We start from the raw sequence: 19,698 nt of genomic DNA on the forward strand, positions 1-19,698 counted from the left end.
CGCATATCTGAGCATCATGATGCACCTGATCCCCGGGTCGGCCCCTGCGCCCCGCCCGGCCATACTGATGCGGTGAACCCGGCCGCAGGCGAATCGACGGACGCGCAATTGGCCGCCGACCTTGCCGTGCAGGCGGGGGAGTTGTTGTTGGCGGTGCGCGAAGAGATCGGTTTCGGGGAGCCCTGGGCGCTCGGCGAGGCCGGTGACACCGAGGCCAACTCGCTGCTGCTGAGTCGGCTGCGGGCCGAGCGGCCCGGTGACGCGGTGCTCAGCGAGGAAGCCCACGACGACCTGGGGCGGCTGAATGCGGACCGGGTGTGGATCATCGACCCGTTGGACGGCACTCGCGAGTTTTGCACGCGGGGGTGCGACGACTGGGCGGTGCATATCGCGCTGTGGCAACGCAACACCGACGGTGGGCCACAGATCACCGACGCCGCGGTGGCGTTGCCCGCTCGAGGCAACATGGTCTACCGCACCGACACCGTGACCGCGCGGGCTGCCCACGTCGGCGTCCCCGATACGCTGCGTATTGCCGTCAGCACCACCCGGCCACCGGCGGTCTTGCATCGCATCCGGCAGACGCTGGCCATCGAACCCGTGGCGATCGGTTCTGCGGGTGCCAAAGCGATGGCCGTCGTTGACGGCGACGTCGACGCCTATGTCCATGCCGGTGGCCAATGGGAATGGGATTCGGCAGCACCGGCCGGGGTCGTGCTGGCCGCCGGCCTGCACGCGTCGCGGCTGGACGGCTCGCCGCTGCGGTACAACCAGGCCGACCCGTACCTGCCCGACCTGGTGATGTGTCGCCCCGAGTTGGCGCCGATCCTGCTCCGTGCGATCCGGGGCTGCGGGGCTTAAGTGTGCCGTCGCCGGGCTGGGCCTGATTGCCGCGCCTAAAGTCGTGGGCATGCAGTCCTGGTCGTCCGTTTCGGTTCCGGCGTTGCCGGGACGGGGCCCGGAGCTACGGCTGTACGACACCGCCGACCGTCAGGTGCGCCCCGTCACACCTGCCGCCGGGCCCGGCGCCAAGGCCACTATGTACGTCTGCGGGATCACGCCCTACGACGCCACCCATCTGGGGCACGCCGCGACCTATCTGGCGTTCGACCTGATCCATCGGGTGTGGCTGGACCTCGGCTACCAGGTGCACTACGTGCAGAACGTCACCGACGTCGACGATCCGTTGTTCGAGCGCGCCGACCGGGACGGCGTCGACTGGCGCGACCTCGCCGCGCGCGAGGTCGCCCTATTCCGGAAGGACATGGGGTGGCTGCGGGTGCTGCCGCCACACGAATACGTCCTGGCTACCGAGGCCATCGCCGAAATCGTCGAACTCATCGAAAAGCTGCTGGCGTCCGGGGCTGCGTATGTCGTCGACCCGGAAATGGGGGAACATCACGACGTCTACTACCGCGCCGATGCCACCCGGCAATTCGGCTACCAGTCCGGCTACGACCGCGACACCATGCTTCGGCTGTTCGAGCGGCGCGGGGGCGACCCCCGCCGGTCCGGCAAGGCCGACCAGCTCGACGCGGTGCTGTGGCGGGCCGCGCGACCCGGCGAGCCCAGTTGGCCGTCGCCGTTTGGGCCCGGCCGGCCGGGCTGGCATGTCGAATGCGCGGCGATCGCCCTGAGTCGCGTCGGCAGCGGCTTGGACATCCAGGGCGGTGGCAGCGACCTGATCTTTCCGCATCACGAGTTCACCGCGGCCCACGCCGAATGCGTCACCGGCGAGCGGCGATTCGCGCGGCACTACGTGCACGCCGGGATGATCGGCTGGGACGGGCACAAGATGTCCAAGAGCCGCGGCAACCTGGTGCTGGTGTCGGCGCTGCGCGCCCAGGGCGTCGAGCCGTCGGCCATCAGGCTGGGTCTGCTCGCCGGGCACTACCGTTCGGACCGCTTCTGGAGCCGACACGTCGTCGAGGAGGCGACCGCCCGGCTGCACCGCTGGCGCACCGCGACCACACTGGCGGCCGGGCCGGACGCCGCCGACGTCATCGCCCGGGTGCGCCGCTACCTCGCCGACGATCTCGACACACCCAAAGCGATTGCCGCACTAGATGGTTGGACCACCGATGCGTTGGAGTACGGCGGCCATGACGAGGGGGCGCCGCGAACGGTCGCAACCGCGATCGATGCGTTGCTGGGGGTGGACCTGTAGGCGCCCGGTGGTACGTTTTCGATCATGACATCGGTGCAGGACAAGGTCGTCTTCATCACGGGTGGTGCCCGGGGAATCGGGGCGGAGGTGGCCCGTCGGCTGCACAACAAGGGCGCCAAGCTGGTGCTGACCGACCTGGGCGAAGCGGAGCTGGCTGGAGTCGGCGCCGAACTCGGCGGCGACGGCCGGGTTCTCACCGTGGTTGCCGACGTGCGCGATCTGCCCGCCATGCAGGCCGCGGCCAATCAGGCCGTCGAAAAGTTCGGCGGCATCGACGTCGTGGTCGCCAACGCTGGCATCGCCAGCTACGGCTCGGCGCGGCAGGTCGACCCGGAGGCGTTCAAGCGGGTGCTCGACGTCAACCTGCTCGGCGTCTTTTACACCGTTCGGGCCACCCTGCCCGCGCTCATCGACCGCCGCGGCTACCTGCTAATCGTCTCATCGCTGGCGGCGTTCGCGGCGCTTCCGGGCATGGCGTCGTACGACATGTCGAAGGCCGGCAACGAGCATTTGGCCAACGCGCTACGGTTCGAGGTTGCCCATCTCGGTGTCGGCGTAGGCTCGGCGCACATGTCCTGGATCGACACCGCCCTGGTTCGCGATACCAAGGCCGACCTGCCCGCGTTCGACGAATTCCTGACATGGCTGCCCTGGCCGTTGAACAAGACCACGTCGGTCAATAAGTGCGCGGCGGCGTTCGTCAAGGGCATCGAGGCCCGTAAGGATCGGGTGTACTGCCCGAGCTGGGTGGCCCTGTTCCGCTGGCTCAAGCCGGTGCTGTCCACCCGCCTCGGCGAACGTCCCATCCGCAGGGCCTGCTCGGAGCTGGTACCCCGCCTGGATGCCGAGGTGGCCGCCCTCGGTCGGCACACCAGCGCCTACACCCAAGCGCTGGAGAAGCGATAGCCCAGCACTCGCAGAAACAGATGACGCCGTGAGGGTGGCCATTTGCGGCGCCGGAATCGCCGGGCTTGCGCTCGCGGAGCGGATGTCGACGCTCGGCGCCGAGGTTGTCCTGCTGGAGCGGTCCAGCGGTCACCGGGCGCAGGGCTACATGATCGACTTCTTCGGTGCCGGCTATGAAGCCGCCGAGGCGATCGGCGTCCTGCCTGCGATCCACGACGTCGCCTACCACATCGCCGAAGCCAGCCTGGTCGATCAGCACGGCCACCGGCGGGCACGCCTGCCGTATGGGCAGATCGCCAAGGCGCTGGACGGCCGGTTGTGCAGCGTCATGCGGCCCGACCTGGAAAAAGTCTTGCGGGACAACCTTCCCCGGAACGTGGACCTGCGGTTCGGTGCCTCGGTGTGTCAGGTGTCGCACCGAAACGACGGGGTGACGGTGAGGCTGGACGACGGCGAGGAGCTGGACGCCGATCTGCTGGTGGGCGCCGACGGCATCCACTCGACGGTGCGGGCGTTGGTGTTCGGCGCGGAGCCACGGTATCTGCGGTATCTCGGATTCCACACCGCCGCGTTCGTTTTCGATGCGCCGGGGATCCGCGAGGCGACCGGCGCGAAGGTTCTGCTCACCGACACCATCGACCGGCAGATGGGCTTCTACCTGCTACGTGACGGCCGGGTCGCGGTGTTCGCGGTGCACCGCACGCCCGATCCACAGCTGCCGGACGACGCCCGCGCGGCCATCCGGACCACCTACGCGGGGATGGGGTGGCTGGTGGCCGAGGCGCTGGAACGATGCCCGCGGTCGGAGGACATCTACTACGACCAGGTCGCGCAGGTCGAGATGCCGCGCTGGCGTCAGGGTCGGGTGGTGCTGATCGGCGATGCCTGCTCCGCGGTGTCCCTGCTGGCCGGCCAGGGTGCTTCGTTGGCCATGGCCGGCGCGTACGTGCTGGCCGAGCAGCTGCGCCGGACGTCGTCGGTGGACCGCGCGTTGGACTTCTACGAGCGGCTCTGGCGTCCGGTGGCCGAGGAGAAGCAAAAGAGCGGCCGGGACGCCGCCCACTGGTTCTTGCCGGCATCGTCGTCGCAGCTGTGGATCCGCCGCGCCGCGCTGCGGCTGGCCTGGCTCCCGGTGGTCAATCGGTACCTGAGCGCCGCCCTGGTCGGCGAGCCCACCGCCGTGATCGCCATGCTGCGCAGGGGTAGCGAGGATTCCTCGGATTCCTGACGCTCGAAACGGGCCGCGCAGATGGGCATGCCATTGCGACGGGCGGTGAAAATCGCGGCCGCGCCGCCGGCGGCGATCGCCGACCCACCGAGGACCGCGCCCAGGAAGGAGCCGACGAATGGCATTGCGTTTGAAATGAGCAACCCCACCAAGCCGCCGCGATGCCGAGCTGTTGCGCGCGACCGTCATCGCCGTCGTCAGTGATCCCCCGATACCCACACCGGAGATCAAGCGCGCGATGGCCAACGTGAGCACATTCACCGAGGCCCCGGTGAGGATGGCACCCACGGCGAAAAGGGCTATGGCCGCGCACAATACACGTTGCGTCCCAGTCGGTCCGCCGCCACGGGCGCCAGGCCGGCGCCCACAATCGCGCCAATGTAGACCAGGCCGCCGATCAAGCCGGTCTCGCCATCGGTGATCCCCAACGTATGGTCGGTGAGCAGCAGGGGCACCACCGATCCGTAGACGATGCGGTCGAATCCCGCGATGACGGTGATGACCATGCACAAGACGTTGACGCCTGGATATGACTGGGTGTCGACGGTGTCGGAGCTGACGGATTCGATGGTGGGCATGGGGAGCCTTCGCAGCCTGGTCGGAGCACTGTGCGGACGTGATTGTGAATTGGGCGAACTACCGATTACCACGCCTGCGCAGGTAACGCTCAAATTCGGCGGCTAGCGCGTCGCCGTCGATCTTGCCGAGGCTGGTTTTCATGTCGATTGCGGCGTCGCCGTGCTCTTCCAGCGACCGCACGTACTCGGCCAGGTCGTCGTCGTCGGCGATCATCTCGGTGATCTCGCGCTCCCAAGCCTCGGCTTGCGCCGGCAGGTCCCCCAGCGGTACCTCGACGTCGAGCACGTCCTCGACGCGGCGCAGCAGCGCCACCGTCGCCTTCGGGTTCGGTGGGTGCGACACGTAGTGCGGTACGGCCGCCCAGAACGTCACCGCCGGGATACCGGCTCCCACACAGGCGTACTGGAACACCCCGGCGATGCCGGTCGGGCCCTCGTAACGGGTTTCCTGAAGGCCGAACCGGCGGGCCGATTCGGCGGAGTAGGCCGCGCCCGTCACCGGCACCGGTCGGGTGTGCGGGGTGTCGGCCAGCAGCGCGCCCAGGATCACCACGGTTGCGACGTCGAGTTTGTCGATGACGGCCAGCAGCTCGTCGCAGAACCTGCGCCAACCCATGTTCGGCTCCACCCCGCACATCAGCACGACGTCGCGGTCGCTGCCGGGCGGGCGGCAGTGCGACACCCGCATCGCCGGCCAGTCCAGCCCCCGGGTCACCCCGTCGATCTGCCGGATGATCGGGCGATTCACCTGGTAGTCGTAGTAGGCTTCGTCGTCGATCACCAGGATCGGGGCCGCCTGCCAGCTGGTGGCCAGGTAGGCGACCGCGTCGCTGGCCGCGTCGCCGGCGTCGTTCCAGCCCTCGAACGCCGCCACGACCACGCTGTTGTGCAGTGCGGGCAGCGCTGGGCCGCCATCCGGCGCAGCATTTCGGGAGGTCACAGCATCAGCGTACGGCGTTATTCCCGGCGACAACGCGGGCCGGACACGCCGCCGGCAGCTGTCAGAGCGCTGTCAACGACTGATGAATCGATATCGCCCGACTATCCTTGCCCTGTGACCGCCGGGAACGCACGCCGCTACGACACCGACCTGCTCGACGTATTGTCGCAGCGTGTGCTGGTCGGCGACGGCGCCATGGGCACCCAGTTGCAGGCCGCTGACCTGACGCTGGACGACTTCCGCGGCCTGGAGGGCTGCAACGAAATCCTCAACGAAACCCGCCCTGACGTGCTGGAAACGATCCACCGCGGGTACTTTGAGGCGGGCGCGGACGCCGTGGAGACCAACACCTTCGGCTGCAACCTGTCCAACCTGGGTGATTACGACATCGCCGACCGGATCCGGGAGCTGTCACAGCAGGGCACCGAGATCGCGCGCCGAGTGGCCGACGAGATGGCCAGCCCGGAGCGCAAGCGCTACGTGCTGGGGTCGATGGGACCGGGCACCAAGCTGCCGACCCTGGGCCACACCGAGTACGCGGCCATCCGTGACGCCTACACCGAGGCCGCCCTGGGCATGCTGGACGGCGGCGCCGACGCCATCCTGGTGGAGACCTGCCAGGACCTGCTGCAGCTCAAGGCCGCGGTCTTGGGATCGCGGCGGGCGATGAACCGGGCCGGCCGGCACATTCCGGTGTTTGCCCACGTCACCGTGGAGACCACCGGGACCATGCTGCTGGGCAGCGAGATCGGTGCGGCGCTGACCGCCGTCGAGCCGCTCGGCGTGGACATGATCGGGTTGAACTGCGCGACCGGGCCCGCCGAGATGAGCGAGCACCTGCGGCATCTGTCCCGGCACGCCCGCATCCCGGTGTCGGTGATGCCCAACGCCGGGCTGCCGGTGCTGGGCGCCAAGGGTGCGGAGTATCCGCTGCTGCCCGACGAATTGGCCGAGGCGCTGTCCGGTTTTATCGCCGAGTTCGGGCTGTCGCTGGTCGGCGGCTGCTGCGGCACCACCCCGGCCCACATCCGCGAGGTGGCCGCCGCGGTGGCCAAGTTCAACGACGGAACCAATCGGCGTGGCCAGCGTCAGGTGACCTACGAGCCGTCGGTGTCGTCGCTGTACACCGCCATCCCGTTCGCCCAGGACGCCTCGGTGCTGGTGATCGGGGAGCGAACGAATGCTAACGGCTCCAAGGGTTTTCGCGAGGCGATGATCGCCGAGGACTACCAGAAGTGTCTGGACATCGCCAAGGACCAGACCCGCGACGGGGCGCACCTGCTGGACCTGTGTGTCGACTACGTGGGCCGCGACGGGGTTGCCGACATGAAGGCGTTGGCCAGCCGGCTGGCGACGTCGTCGACCTTGCCGATCATGCTGGACTCCACCGAAACCGCGGTCTTGCAGGCGGGTTTGGAGCACCTGGGGGGCCGCTGCGCCATCAACTCGGTCAACTACGAGGACGGCGACGGCCCGGAGTCGCGGTTTGCCAAGACCATGGAGCTGGTGGCCGAGCACGGCGCCGCCGTCGTCGCGCTCACCATCGACGAAGAGGGCCAGGCCCGCACCGCCGAGAAGAAGGTGGCGATCGCCGAACGGCTGATCGACGACATCACCGGCAACTGGGGGGTCGACGAGTCCTCGATTCTCATCGACTGTTTGACGTTTACCATCGCCACCGGTCAGGAGGAGTCCCGCCGCGACGGCATCGAGACCATTGAGGCGATCCGCGAGCTGAAGCGACTCCACCCCAACGTGCAGACCACGCTGGGCCTGTCCAACATCTCGTTCGGCCTCAATCCGGCCGCGCGCCAAGTGCTCAACTCGGTGTTTCTGCACGAATGCCAGGAAGCGGGACTGGATTCGGCGATCGTGCACGCGTCGAAGATCCTGCCGATGAACCGGATCCCCGAAGAGCAACGCAGCATAGCGCTCGACCTGATCTACGACCGGCGCCGCGACGGCTACGACCCGCTGCAGGAGCTGATGCGCCTGTTCGAAGGGGTGTCGGCGGCGTCGTCGAAACAATCCCGGGCGGCCGAGTTAGCCAAGCTACCGCTGTTCGAGCGGCTGGCGCAACGCATCGTCGACGGTGAGCGCAACGGCCTGCAGGCCGATCTCGACGAGGCCATGACGCACAAGCCGCCGCTCGAGATCATCAACGAACACCTGCTGGCCGGCATGAAGACGGTCGGTGAGCTGTTCGGCTCCGGGCAGATGCAGCTGCCGTTCGTGCTGCAATCCGCGGAGGTGATGAAGGCCGCCGTCGCCTACCTGGAACCCCACATGGAGCGCTCCGAGAACGATTCGGGCAAGGGGCGCATCGTGCTGGCCACCGTCAAGGGCGACGTGCACGACATCGGCAAGAACCTGGTCGACATCATCTTGAGCAACAACGGCTACGAGGTGGTCAACATCGGCATCAAGCAGCCGATCGCCACCATTCTCGAAGTCGCCGAGGACAAGAGCGCCGACGTCGTCGGGATGTCAGGCCTGCTGGTGAAATCCACCGTGGTGATGAAGGAAAACCTCGAGGAGATGAACACCAGGGGAGTCGCCGAAAAGTTCCCGGTGCTGCTCGGCGGCGCGGCGCTGACCCGCAGCTATGTGGAGAACGACCTTGCCGAGATCTACCAAGGCGAAGTGCACTACGCGCGAGACGCTTTCGAGGGTCTGAAGTTAATGGACACCATCATGAGCGCCAAGCGGGGCGAGGCACCCGACGTGAACAGCCCCGAAGCGGTTGCGGCCCGAGCGAAGGAAGCCGAGCGCAAGGCCCGCCACGAGCGCTCCAAACGCATTGCGGCGCAACGCAAGGCGGCCGAAAAGCCGGTTGAGGTGCCGGAGCGCTCCGATGTCGCGGCCGATATCGAGGTTCCGGTGCCGCCGTTCTGGGGTTCGCGGATCGTCAAGGGCCTGGCGGTGGCCGACTACACCGGCATGCTTGACGAGCGCGCATTGTTCCTGGGCCAGTGGGGGTTACGCGGCCAGCGCGGCGGTGACGGGCCGTCCTACGACGACCTGGTCGAGACCGAAGGGCGGCCGCGGCTGCGCTACTGGCTGGACCGGCTGTCCACCGACGGCATCCTGGCACACGCCGCCGTGGTGTACGGCTACTTCCCGGCGGTATCCGAGGGCGACGACGTCGTGGTGCTCGACGAGCCCAAACCCGACGCCCCGGTGCGGTTCCGGTTTCAATTCCCGCGCCAGCAGCGTGGCCGGTTCTTGTGCATCGCCGACTTCATCCGGTCGCGCGAGCTGGCCGCCGAGCGGGGCGAGGTTGATGTGCTGCCGTTCCAGTTGGTGACGATGGGCCAGCCGATCGCCGATGTCGCCAACGAGCTGTTCGCGTCCAACGCCTACCGCGACTACCTGGAAGTGCACGGTATCGGCGTGCAGCTCACCGAGGCGCTGGCCGAGTACTGGCACCGGCGGATTCGTGAGGAGCTCACGTTCGCCGGCGACCGCACGATGGCGGCCGAGGATCCCGAGGCCGTCGAGGACTATTTCAAGCTCGGCTACCGGGGTGCCCGGTTCGCCTTCGGTTATGGGGCGTGCCCGGACCTTGAGGACCGCGCCAAGATGATGGAACTGCTGGGCCCCGAACGCATCGGCGTGACGTTGTCCGAGGAGCTGCAACTGCATCCCGAGCAGTCGACCGACGCGTTTGTGCTGCACCACCCGCAGGCCAAGTACTTCAACGTCTGACCGCGCGGCTAAACCGCCGTGACTTTGCTCGCCGGCACGTGACACAATCGCTGGCCGTGAAGACCTTCGAGGATCTGTTCGCCGAACTCGGCGATCGTGCCCGCACCCGGCCGGCCGGCAGCGCCACGGTGGCGGCGCTGGACAGCGGGGTACACGCCCTGGGCAAGAAGATTCTGGAGGAGGCCGGCGAGGTGTGGCTGGCCGCCGAGCACGAAACCAACGATGCGCTGGCCGAGGAGATCGGCCAATTGCTGTACTGGACGCAGGTGCTGATGATCTGCCGCGGACTGTCCCTCGACGACGTCTATCGGAAGCTGTGAGCATGTTGCGGGTAGCGGTGCCCAACAAGGGTGCGCTGAGCGAGCCGGCCACCGAGATCCTCGCGGAGGCCGGCTACCGGCGCCGCACCGATTCCAAAGACCTGACCGTCCTCGATCCGGTCAACAACGTTGAGTTTTTCTTCTTGCGGCCCAAGGACATAGCCATCTACGTCGGTTCCGGCGAACTCGACTTCGGGATCACCGGGCGGGACCTGGTGCGCGATTCCGGTGCGCCGGTGCGGGAACGCTTGGCGCTGGGTTTCGGGTCGTCGAGCTTTCGTTATGCCGGGCCCGCCGGCCGGGACTGGACAATCGCCGACCTGGCCGGCAAGCGGATCGCCACCGCCTACCCAAATCTGGTGCGGAAGGATTTGGCCGCCAGGGGAATTGACGCAACGGTGATCAGACTCGATGGCGCCGTGGAGATTTCGGTGCAACTCGGCGTGGCCGACGCGATCGCCGACGTGGTGGGGTCCGGACGGACCCTGAGCCTGCACGATCTGGTGGCCTTTGGAGAGCCGTTGTGTGATTCGGAGGCGGTGCTCATCGAGCGCGCCGACCCCGACCGCCGCGACCACGGTGAGGCGCGTGCTCAATTGGTAGCCCGGGTGCAGGGTGTGGTATTCGGCCAGCAGTATCTGATGCTCGATTACGACTGCCCGCGCTCGGCGCTGGCGCAAGCCACGGCGATCACCCCCGGATTGGAGTCCCCGACGATCGCTCCGCTTGCGGACCCCAACTGGGTTGCCATCCGCGCACTGGTGCCGCGCCGGGACGTCAACGGCATCATGGACGAGCTGGCCGCCATTGGGGCAAAGGCGATTCTGGCTTCAGACATCAGGTTCTGCCGATTCTGATCGGGTGGCGGGGGCATCGCTGTGCTAGCGTCCGGCTCATCATCTTGGCCCCATCTTGGCCTCGGGAGGGATCGCCGTGACCCACGTACTCGTGCTGCTGCTGGCTCTGTTGATCGGTGTGGTGGCCGGGCTGCGCTCGGTCACCGCTCCCGCGGTGGTCTGCTGGGCGGCCTTCCTCGGCTGGATCAACCTGCACGGAACCTGGGCAGCCTGGGTGGGCACCGCGGTGGCGGTGGGGATCCTCACCGTGCTAGCGGTCGCGGAACTGGTCCACGACAAGCTGCCCGGGACACCGGCACGCACCGCGACACCGGCATTCGCGTTCCGGATCATCACGGGCGGGTTCGCCGGCGCGGTCGTCGGCACCGCGTGGGGCTACCCGTGGGGCGGGCTGGGCGCCGGTGTGGTCGGCGCGGTACTGGGCACCGTGGGCGGCTACCAGGCGCGTCGCTGGCTGGTGGCCAAAAATGGTGGCCGCGACCTGCCGATCGCGCTGCTGGAGGATTCGGTCGCGGTGCTGGGCGGGTTCGCCATCGTCGCGACGGCGGCCGCCCTGTGACACGGGATTTATCAGGGGCGCAGGCCTTCGACGCGATCATCGTCGGTGCCGGCCAGGCGGGGCCACCGCTGGCGGGTCGGCTGACCGCCGCGGGCCAGCGGGTTGCGGTGGTGGAGCGCAAACACGTCGGCGGCACCTGCGTCAACACCGGATGCATCCCCACCAAGACGCTGGTGGCCAGCGCCCACGCCGCCCATCTTGCCCGGCGCGGCGCGGAATACGGCGTCGGGACCGGTCCGATCCGCGTCGACATGGCCAAGGTCAAGGCGCGCAAAGACGGCATCATGCTCGGCGACCGCCGGGGCGTGGAAGCCTGGCTGGACGGCATGGACGGCTGCAGCCTCTTTCGCGGACACGCCCGTTTCGAGGATCCGCACACCATCAGCGTGGGTGATCGGCTGTTGCGGGCCGACCGGATCTTCCTCAACGTGGGTGGCCGCGCGGTGGTGCCCGACATACCCGGGCTTTGCGAGGTGGAGTTCCTCACCAACGTGTCGATCCTGGAACTCGACACGCTGCCCGCGCATCTCGTCATCGTCGGCGGCAGTTACATCGGGTTGGAGTTCGCGCAGATGTACCGCCGCTTTGGGGCCCGGGTGACGATCGTGCAGCGGGGCCCGCGGCTGGCGCCCCGCGAAGACGACGACGTCTCGGCGACCATCACCGAGATCCTGCAGGCCGAAGGCGTCGACATCGTCGTCGGCGCCGACGATATTCGGGTTACTAAGCGCGACAAGGGTTTTGAACTGACACCGCGCGCCGGTGCGGCCCCGATCCCGGGCAGCCATCTGCTGCTGGCGGTGGGACGGCGACCCAACACCGACGACCTGGGCCTACCGGCGGCCGGTGTGCGGACCGACGCCCGCGGCTACATCGCGGTGGACGACCAGCTCAAGACCAGCGTCGAGCACATTTGGGCGATGGGCGACTGCAACGGCAAGGGCGCGTTCACCCACACCTCGTACAACGATTACGAGATCGTGGCCGCCAACCTACTTGACGGCGACCCGCGCCGGGTCAGTGACCGCATCCCCACCTACGCGCTCTACATCGATCCGCCGCTGGGTCGCGCCGGCATGACCGTCGGCCAGGTCCGCGCGTCGGGCCGTCGGGCGCTGGTCGGCATGCGGCCAATGACCAGGGTGGGCAGGGCCGTGGAAAAGGGTGAGACGCAAGGCTTTATGAAAATCGTCGTGGACGCCGACACGCACCAGATCCTGGGCGCGGCCATCCTGGGCGTCGGCGGTGACGAGGTCGTGCATGCCATCCTGGACGTCATGTCGGCCAAGGCGCCATACACCACGCTGTCGCGCACGATGCACATCCACCCCACGGTCAGCGAGCTGGTTCCCACCATGCTGCAGGAGCTGTCGCCGCTGGACTAGCCGGCGGGCTGCAGCGGCGCTGGACAGCAGCACCGTTCATGCCGCCGGTTCGGTCGGCCACCCCGGGTAGGGCGGGGGCGTCCCGCCAAAAGCCGGGCAGCGCTGTTGGTGGGGGCACCATTCGCATAGCCGGGACGGGTTGGGACGGAAATCGCCTGTCGCGCCGGCGGTTTGGATCGCGCGCCAGATCGCCATCAGTGTCTTCTCGAAACGCAGCAGCTCGCCGCGGTCCGGCGAATAATCCAGCACCTGGCGGTCGGCAAGGTAGATGAGCCGCAACCGGGCGGGCATGACGCCGCGTGCACGAAACAGCGCCACCGCGTAGAACTTCAGCTGGAACATTGCCTTGAACTCGGCCAGCGTCCGCGCGGCCGGGGGCGCTTTGCCGGTCTTGTAGTCGACCACCCGCAGCTCGCCGGTGGCGGCGACGTCGATCCGGTCGATATAGCCGCGTAGCGGCGTGCCGTCGGCCAGTTCGACCTCCACCCGCTGCTCGCGGCATTGCGGGTCAAACCGCGTCGGGTCTTCCAGCCGGTAATAGCCGGACAGCAACACACGGGCGTCGTCGAGCAGCCGGGCACGTTGGTCGGGGTCCAGCCCACCTCCCAGGTCGGGATACCCGGTGATCACCTGATGCCAGGCGGACCGCACGAGCCAGCCGGCGGTGTCCGGGCCGCGCTGGGCCGCGGGCAGGCCGTAGAGTTGTTCGAGCGCGACGTGCACCACCGACCCCCGAAGCTGTGCCGCCGACGGCGGCTCGGGCAACCGGTCGATCGCGCGGAACCGGTACAGCAGCGGGCACTGCTTGAAGTCGGCCGCCCGCGACGGTGACAGCGCCGGCCGGGGGATGGCACGGCGCGGCGCCGCCGGCTGGTCGCTCATGCCCGCAGCCTAGGGCGGGGTGCCGACAACCCCGAGCACCGGCGACGGCGGGCCGGCTGGCACCCTAGACGGCGTGCCTACAACCGGCCCGTTCACCGTCGGCGAACGCGTCCAACTCACCGACGCCAAGGGCCGTCACTACACGATGTCGCTGACCCCGGGTGCCGAGTTCCACACCCATCGCGGCTCGATCGCCCACGACGACGTGCTCGGGCTGGTGGAGGGCAGCGTGGTCAAATCCAGCAGCGGCGCCGGCTTCCTGGTGCTGCGCCCGCTGCTGGTGGACTACGTCATGTCGATGCCCCGCGGGCCACAGGTGATCTACCCCAAGGACGCCGCGCAGATCGTGCACGAGGGCGACATCTTCCCCGGCGCCCGGGTGCTGGAGGCGGGCGCCGGATCCGGCGCGCTGACCTTGTCCCTGCTGCGGGCGGTCGGGCCGGTGGGACGGGTGATCTCCTACGAACAGCGCGCCGATCATGCCGAGCACGCCCGTCGCAACGTGGAAACCTTCTGCGGCCAGCTGCCCGACAACTGGCAGCTGATCATCAGCGACGTCGCGGACTCCGAGCTGCCCGACGGCTCCGTTGACCGGGCGGTGCTGGACATGCTGGCGCCGTGGGAGGTGCTGGACGCGGTGGCGCGGCTGGTGATCGCCGGCGGTGTGCTGGTGATCTACGTGGCCACCGTCACCCAGCTGTCCAGGGTGGTGGAGGCGCTGCGGGCGCAGCAGCGCTGGACCGAACCGCGGGCGTGGGAGACCCTGCAGCGGGGCTGGAACGTGGTGGGGCTGGCCGTTCGCCCGCAGCATGCGATGCGCGGGCACACCGCGTTCCTAGTGACCACGCGCCGGCTGGCGCCGGGCGCAGTGGCTCCGGCGCGGCTGGGGCGCAAGCGCGAAGGACGCGACGGCTAGGCCGCCCAGATTTCCTGTCAGCCGCCGTCCGCGCCGGGTGTACCCGGTTCGCCGGTGTTGCCGCTCAGCCGGCCCCCGTCCCCAGCAACCCCGCCGAGCCCACCGAACCCGCCGGCGCCCGCGGTCGCGCTGGTGCCCCCCGCGCCGCCGTCACCGCCTTCACCACCGGCACCGATCAACCGGGCGTCGCCGCCGGCACCCCCGGCCCCACCGTTGCCGCCGGCCTTGCCGTCGAAGGCATTCCCGCCGGTGCCGCCGGCGCCACCTGCGCCGCCGTGACCGCCGTTGCCGTACAGCAGCCCGCCGTCGCCGCCGGCCCCGCCGCCGCCGCCCGTACCGCCAGGTCCGCGAGCGGCGAAGGGGCCGTCCCCGCCGGTACCGCCGGCCCCGCCCTGGCCGCCGGTGCCGATCAACAGTCCGCCGCCACCACCGACCCCGCCGGCCCCACCGTCCCCGCCACCACCGGGCCCACCGTCGCCACCGTTGCCGCCGTTGCCGCCCGCCCGCCGTTGCCGAACAGCGCGCCGTCACCACCGGCCCCGCCGGCCCCACCGTCCCCGGCGGCGTTATTACTGTTGTTGGCACTGCCGCCGAGGCCGCCGGCTCCGCCGCTACCGATCAGCAACCCAGCATTGCCACCGGCCCCGCCGGCCCCACCGGACGCGGAGAAGTTGAAGTTGAATCCGCCGGCGCCGCCGTTGCCGCCCGACCGGCCGTTGCCGTACAGCCAGCCGCCGGCACCACCGGCCCCGCCGGCCCCACCGAAGCCGCCCTCGGTAAGGCCGGTATTGCCGTCGCCGCCGCTGCCGCCGCTGCCGCCGTCGCCGGTCAGCCCGGCGTCCCGCCGGCCGCCGTCCGCTGCTGTTGCCGCCCCACAGCCACCACCGCCTTCCGCCCCCATTCCCCCCTTCCACCATCCAGGCCTCCCAGGTCCCCCGCCCACCTCCGGCCCTGCCCGCCGCCGCCCTGCCGACACCCCCCGCCGGCCCGCCGGGACCGGACAGCCAGCCGCCGCGACCGCCGGGACCCCCCGGCGCCCCGTTGCCACCGCCGGGCGCACCGATCCCCCCGGCCCCGCCGGCCCCGCCGGCGCCAATCAGCCCGGCGTCGCCGCCGGGCCCGCCGGGCTGGCCCACCCCACCCGACCCACCGGCCCCGCCGTTGCCGTACAACAGCCCGCCGGCCCCGCCCGCCTGCCCAGTGCCGGGCGCGCCATTGGCGCCGTCACCAATCAGCGGGCGCCCCAAGAGCACCTGGGTCGGAGCGTTGATCACGCCCAACAGGTCTTGCAGGGGTCAGCGGCGGCGGCCTCAGCCGCCGCATACGAGCCCGCACCAGCGGCCAGCGCCCGCACGAAACTGTCCTGAAACATCGCCGCCTGGGCGCTAAGCCTTTGATAGGCCTGGCCTTGCGCAGAAAACAGCGCCGCCACCGCTGCCGACACCTCATCGGTTCCGGCGCCCGCCACCGCGGTGATCGGGGCGGCGGCCGCTGCGTTTGCCGCACTCAACGCCGACCCAATGCCCTGCAACTGGGCCGCGGCCGCGACCAACGTCTCCGGGGCCACCATCACAAACGACATACGGCACCTCCCAACCCCATTCCCACGTATCGAGGGCCGGTCGGATCGTGGGTTAACGCCAGCGTATCCGGGTCCCCGCCGGACGTCTCGGCATTGGCCGGATGCTGTGCCTAATCCTCGCTGCGGCGCAGGCCCCGGCGCACCGACAGCAACTCCAACTCGGGATGCGCGGCGACCAGGCGTTCGGCCGCGTCGAGGACGTCGATCGCGTGGCCGCGATCGGCGGACACCACGGACACCCCGATGCCGGCCCGCCGGTAGAGGTCGTTGGAGCCGATTTCGGCGGCCGAGACGCTGAACTTGCGCCGCAGCTCGGCCACGACGGGACGAATCACCGACCGTTTCTGCTTGAGCGATCGCACGTCGCCCAGCAACACGTCGAATTCCAGCCAGCCAATCCACATGCCGGTGGGCTCAGGGTGTCGGAGACGGCGCCGGCGGGCGCACACCGCCCGAATTGCCCAACGCGAGCAGCATTTCCGCGGTTTTCCTGGACAGCTGCCAGCCCCCGTGGAATGGCGCGAACTCCATCGGGAACGTGAAAGCACGGTTGTTCTCCGCGGCGGTGGTGACGACGACGATGGCGGTCACATCGGACGGGTTCTTATCCGACCATGCCACGTCGGTGGCCGCGAAGGTCATCGGTAGGTAACCGCCGTCGCGCGCGGCGGTGGTGAACCTGTCCAGCGCGTCGGCGGTCTCGGGGGTTGAGCCCTCGACGAGGTTCAGCTTGTTGATACCCGCCACGGTCGGGTCGGCGAGCCGGGACAGCACATCGGTTAGCGCTTCGGGGGCAGGCAGGGCAGTGTTGGGCGGCGCCGCCACCGCGCTCGCGGCGGCGGGCGGTGTTGACGGCGCAGCCGACGACGAGGTATTCGACGCGCCAAGCGAACAGCCCGCGAGGCCCAGCGCCGCCACCAGGGTGAGGGCGCTCAGCGCTACCCGGACGTGTCGGTGCATCCACACCGGCACGGAGTGGCGGTCACACCCCCCGTGGCTAGGGATTTCGCGAACACAGCGATCCTTTCGAGATCGTTTCAATCAGCCCGAGTAGATGCAGAGATTACCAGCGAGACCAAAGTTGTAACTTTTCAAAGGCCTTCAGGGCCATTTGACTCCGCACATTTCGCGCCGATCGCCGGTAGCGTTGAGGTATTCGTCACGGCATCCCTGGTGCGGGAAGGAGCGCAACATGGGTGACTCAGAGCGTTCTGAAGCCTTCAGCACCCCCCGCGATATCCCGCTGGCCAGCGAAGATGCCGCCGAACTGGAACAGCTGCGGCGTGAAGCCGCGATCCTGCGCGAGCAACTGGACAACGCTGTGGGACACCAGGGCCCGACCCGCACCGCCCGCGATGTGCATCAACTGGAAGCCCGGATCGACTCGCTTGCGGCCCGCAATTCCAAATTAATGGAAACTCTTAAAGAAGCCCGTCAACAACTGCTGGCGCTGCGCGAGGAAGTCGACCGCCTGGGGCAACCGCCCAGCGGCTACGGGGTGCTGTTGGCCACCCACGACGACGACACGGTGGACGTGTTCACCTCGGGCCGCAAGATGCGGCTGACCTGCTCGCCGAACATTGACGCCAAGTCGCTGCGGAAGGGCCAAACGGTTCGGCTCAACGAGGCCCTGACCGTCGTGGAGGCCGGCTCCTTTGAGGCGGTCGGCGAGATCTCGACCTTGCGCGAGATCCTGGCCGACGGCCACCGGGCCCTGGTCGTCGGCCACGCCGACGAGGAACGCATCGTCTGGCTGGCCGATCCGCTGGTCGCCGAGGACCTGCCCGATGGCGTCCCGGACGCCCTGAACGACGACACCCGGCCCCGCAAGCTGCGTCCCGGTGACTCGTTGCTGGTGGACACCAAGGCCGGGCTTGCGTTCGAGCGGATCCCCAAGGCCGAGGTCGAGGACCTGGTGCTGGAAGAGGTGCCCGATGTCAGCTACGAGGACATCGGGGGTCTGACCCGCCAGATCGAGCAGATCCGTGACGCCGTCGAGCTGCCGTTCCTGCACAAGGAGCTCTACCGCGAGTACGCGCTGCGCCCGCCCAAGGGGGTGCTGCTCTACGGCCCGCCGGGCTGCGGCAAGACGTTGATCGCCAAGGCGGTGGCCAACTCGCTGGCCAAGAAGATGGCCGAGGTGCGCGGCGACGACTCCCGTGAGGCGAAGTCGTATTTCCTCAACATCAAGGGCCCCGAGCTGCTGAACAAGTTCGTCGGCGAGACCGAGCGCCACATCCGGCTGATCTTCCAGCGCGCCCGGGAGAAGGCGTCGGAGGGTACGCCGGTGATCGTGTTCTTCGACGAGATGGACTCGATCTTCCGCACCCGCGGTACCGGGGTCTCCTCCGACGTCGAGACCACCGTGGTCCCGCAGTTGCTCAGTGAGATCGACGGGGTGGAGGGTCTGGAGAACGTCATCGTGATCGGCGCCTCCAACCGCGAGGACATGATCGATCCGGCGATCCTGCGGCCCGGGCGTCTGGACGTCAAGATCAAGATCGAGCGCCCGGATGCCGAGGCGGCGATGGACATCTACTCGAAGTACCTGACCGAGGACCTGCCGGTGCATGCCGACGACCTCGCCGAGTTCGACGGTGACCGCGCGGCGTGCATCAAGGCGATGATCGAAAAGGTGGTCGACCGGATGTACGCCGAGATCGACGACAACCGGTTCCTGGAGGTCACCTACGCCAACGGTGACAAGGAGGTCATGTACTTCAAGGACTTCAACTCCGGGGCCATGATCCAAAACGTCGTCGACCGGGCCAAGAAGAACGCCATCAAGTCGGTGCTGGAGACCGGCCAGCCCGGCCTGCGCATTCAGCATCTGCTCGACTCGATCGTCGACGAGTTCGCCGAGAACGAGGACCTGCCCAACACCACCAACCCGGATGACTGGGCGCGGATTTCGGGCAAGAAGGGTGAGCGGATCGTCTACATCCGCACCCTGGTCACCGGCAAGTCGTCGAGCGCGTCGCGCGCCATCGACACCGAATCCAACCTCGGCCAGTACCTGTGAGGGTCAGGCCATCAGCGAATAACTATTGCTGAGGTCGTCTTGCAGGACGCGGGCCGCGCGTGTTGTGGTGTCGATCCGCAACTCGCTGGTGAGCACGCGCGGATGGTAGGACCACCCGGTCGGCAGGTCGAGCCGTTCGCCCAGCTTGGGTAGGTCGGCTCGGGACAGGTTTGGGTCCACCGCCTGGCTCCAGGTCTGCATCACCCAGCGCTGACCCCTGGGGTCTTGCAGTTCGTAGACCTCTTCGCCGGCGTGGAATACGAAGACCGTATTGCGGCTGACCTGGTTGACGGTGTACGGCGCCGGGCTCATCGACGACAGCAGGACCGTGGCTTGGCGCAGCATCTCGATCCCGCCGAACGTCTTGGTCACCGGCGGGCCCTGGGGCGCCTTTTCGATGGCGTTCATCAGCCAGTAGCGCGGACCGTTGAGCAGGGCCGCGGCCGCACCGTGTTCGGCGGCGAGGGCCTGCGGATCGAGCGCGGACCACAGCTCTTCCGGACAATCGTTGAGCGGGAAGCTGTTATAGACGGTGGCCTGGGGACCGGCCTCTCCGGGCGTGACGAGAAGGACTTCCCCGTACCGTTTGCCGGATATGTCGGTCACCTGTTCACGCACGGCATCTCCGGCTTCGGGGGCTGACACCAG

Annotated in this window: 17 protein-coding genes and 1 pseudogene; 11 read left to right on the plus strand and 7 right to left on the minus strand. The window is 68.6% G+C overall.

All coding sequences use genetic code 11. From position 1 onward, the window contains the following. Positions 1-72 precede the first annotated feature (72 nt). The 4 genes from G6N20_RS05670 to G6N20_RS05685 are packed head-to-tail and all read left to right on the plus strand — an operon-like array spanning position 73 to position 4,301. A complete protein-coding gene (locus tag G6N20_RS05670) occupies positions 73-861 on the plus strand; it encodes a 3'(2'),5'-bisphosphate nucleotidase CysQ (RefSeq protein ID WP_232065441.1) in 789 nt (262 codons plus the stop codon). Between the two features lie 49 nt (positions 862-910). Further along, a complete protein-coding gene (mshC, locus tag G6N20_RS05675; RefSeq protein ID WP_083046904.1) occupies positions 911-2,167 on the plus strand; it encodes a cysteine--1-D-myo-inosityl 2-amino-2-deoxy-alpha-D-glucopyranoside ligase in 1,257 nt (418 codons plus the stop codon). Positions 2,168-2,191: 24 nt separating this feature from the next. Then, on the plus strand, positions 2,192-3,073 hold the full coding sequence (locus tag G6N20_RS05680; RefSeq protein WP_083046905.1) for an SDR family oxidoreductase: 882 nt from the start codon (positions 2,192-2,194) through the stop codon (positions 3,071-3,073). A gap of 28 nt (positions 3,074-3,101) precedes the next feature. Then, positions 3,102-4,301: an FAD-dependent monooxygenase gene (locus tag G6N20_RS05685; protein WP_083046906.1), complete on the plus strand. Its 1,200-nt coding sequence runs from the start codon at positions 3,102-3,104 to the stop codon at positions 4,299-4,301. Positions 4,302-4,600: 299 nt separating this feature from the next. Here G6N20_RS05685 and G6N20_RS05690 read toward each other — a convergent pair whose 3' ends face one another. Next, entirely contained in the window at positions 4,601-4,879 is a 279-nt protein-coding gene (locus G6N20_RS05690) for a hypothetical protein (RefSeq protein ID WP_083046907.1), read from the minus strand. Between the two features lie 58 nt (positions 4,880-4,937). After that, positions 4,938-5,819, minus strand: a complete 882-nt coding sequence (locus tag G6N20_RS05695; protein ID WP_083046908.1) for a PAC2 family protein — start codon at positions 5,817-5,819, stop codon at positions 4,938-4,940. A 195-nt stretch (positions 5,820-6,014) separates the two neighbouring features. Here G6N20_RS05695 and metH point away from each other — a divergent pair, with 195 nt between their 5' ends. From metH to G6N20_RS05720, 5 genes are all read left to right on the plus strand, one after another. Then, entirely contained in the window at positions 6,015-9,527 is a 3,513-nt protein-coding gene (metH, locus tag G6N20_RS05700; protein WP_408632559.1) for a methionine synthase, read from the plus strand. Positions 9,528-9,565: 38 nt separating this feature from the next. Next, positions 9,566-9,847 (plus strand): phosphoribosyl-ATP diphosphatase, encoded by a 282-nt coding sequence (locus G6N20_RS05705; protein WP_083046910.1) that lies wholly within the window; start codon positions 9,566-9,568, stop codon positions 9,845-9,847. A 2-nt stretch (positions 9,848-9,849) separates the two neighbouring features. Then, positions 9,850-10,704 (plus strand): ATP phosphoribosyltransferase, encoded by an 855-nt coding sequence (gene hisG / locus G6N20_RS05710; RefSeq protein ID WP_083046911.1) that lies wholly within the window; start codon positions 9,850-9,852, stop codon positions 10,702-10,704. 76 nt (positions 10,705-10,780) lie between these two features. Next, entirely contained in the window at positions 10,781-11,263 is a 483-nt protein-coding gene (locus G6N20_RS05715) for a DUF4126 family protein (RefSeq protein WP_083046912.1), read from the plus strand. Further along, entirely contained in the window at positions 11,260-12,648 is a 1,389-nt protein-coding gene (locus tag G6N20_RS05720; protein WP_083046913.1) for an FAD-containing oxidoreductase, read from the plus strand. The genes G6N20_RS05715 and G6N20_RS05720 overlap by 4 nt, the downstream gene beginning before the upstream one ends. Positions 12,649-12,684: 36 nt before the next feature. On the opposite strand, the gene G6N20_RS05725 is transcribed toward G6N20_RS05720, so the two are convergent. Next, complete coding sequence (locus G6N20_RS05725) at positions 12,685-13,530, minus strand: RecB family exonuclease (RefSeq protein WP_083046914.1); 846 nt, start codon at positions 13,528-13,530, stop codon at positions 12,685-12,687. A 73-nt stretch (positions 13,531-13,603) separates the two neighbouring features. Between G6N20_RS05725 and trmI the strand changes: the two genes are divergently transcribed. Next, positions 13,604-14,446 (plus strand): tRNA (adenine(58)-N(1))-methyltransferase TrmI, encoded by an 843-nt coding sequence (trmI, locus tag G6N20_RS05730; protein ID WP_083046930.1) that lies wholly within the window; start codon positions 13,604-13,606, stop codon positions 14,444-14,446. A gap of 17 nt (positions 14,447-14,463) precedes the next feature. Here trmI and G6N20_RS22390 read toward each other — a convergent pair. The 3 genes and pseudogenes from G6N20_RS22390 to G6N20_RS05755 form a co-directional block, all read right to left on the minus strand. Beyond that, positions 14,464-16,028, minus strand: a pseudogene (locus G6N20_RS22390) (PE family protein). A 110-nt stretch (positions 16,029-16,138) separates the two neighbouring features. Beyond that, positions 16,139-16,432, minus strand: coding sequence for a DUF503 domain-containing protein (locus tag G6N20_RS05750; protein ID WP_083049965.1), 294 nt, complete (start codon positions 16,430-16,432; stop codon positions 16,139-16,141). Between the two features lie 10 nt (positions 16,433-16,442). After that, on the minus strand, positions 16,443-16,988 hold the full coding sequence (locus G6N20_RS05755) for a hypothetical protein (protein ID WP_083049982.1): 546 nt from the start codon (positions 16,986-16,988) through the stop codon (positions 16,443-16,445). 232 nt (positions 16,989-17,220) lie between these two features. On the opposite strand from G6N20_RS05755, the gene arc reads away from it, so the two are divergent. After that, positions 17,221-19,050, plus strand: a complete 1,830-nt coding sequence (gene arc / locus G6N20_RS05760; RefSeq protein WP_083049963.1) for a proteasome ATPase — start codon at positions 17,221-17,223, stop codon at positions 19,048-19,050. A 3-nt stretch (positions 19,051-19,053) separates the two neighbouring features. Here the strand turns inward: arc and G6N20_RS05765 are convergent, their stop codons facing one another. After that, positions 19,054-19,695, minus strand: a complete 642-nt coding sequence (locus G6N20_RS05765; RefSeq protein WP_083049981.1) for a hypothetical protein — start codon at positions 19,693-19,695, stop codon at positions 19,054-19,056. Between the last annotated feature and the right edge of the window lie 3 nt (positions 19,696-19,698).

It is taken from the genome of Mycobacterium shinjukuense, assembly GCF_010730055.1.
GTDB classification, from domain to species: Bacteria; Actinomycetota; Actinomycetes; order Mycobacteriales; family Mycobacteriaceae; genus Mycobacterium; species Mycobacterium shinjukuense.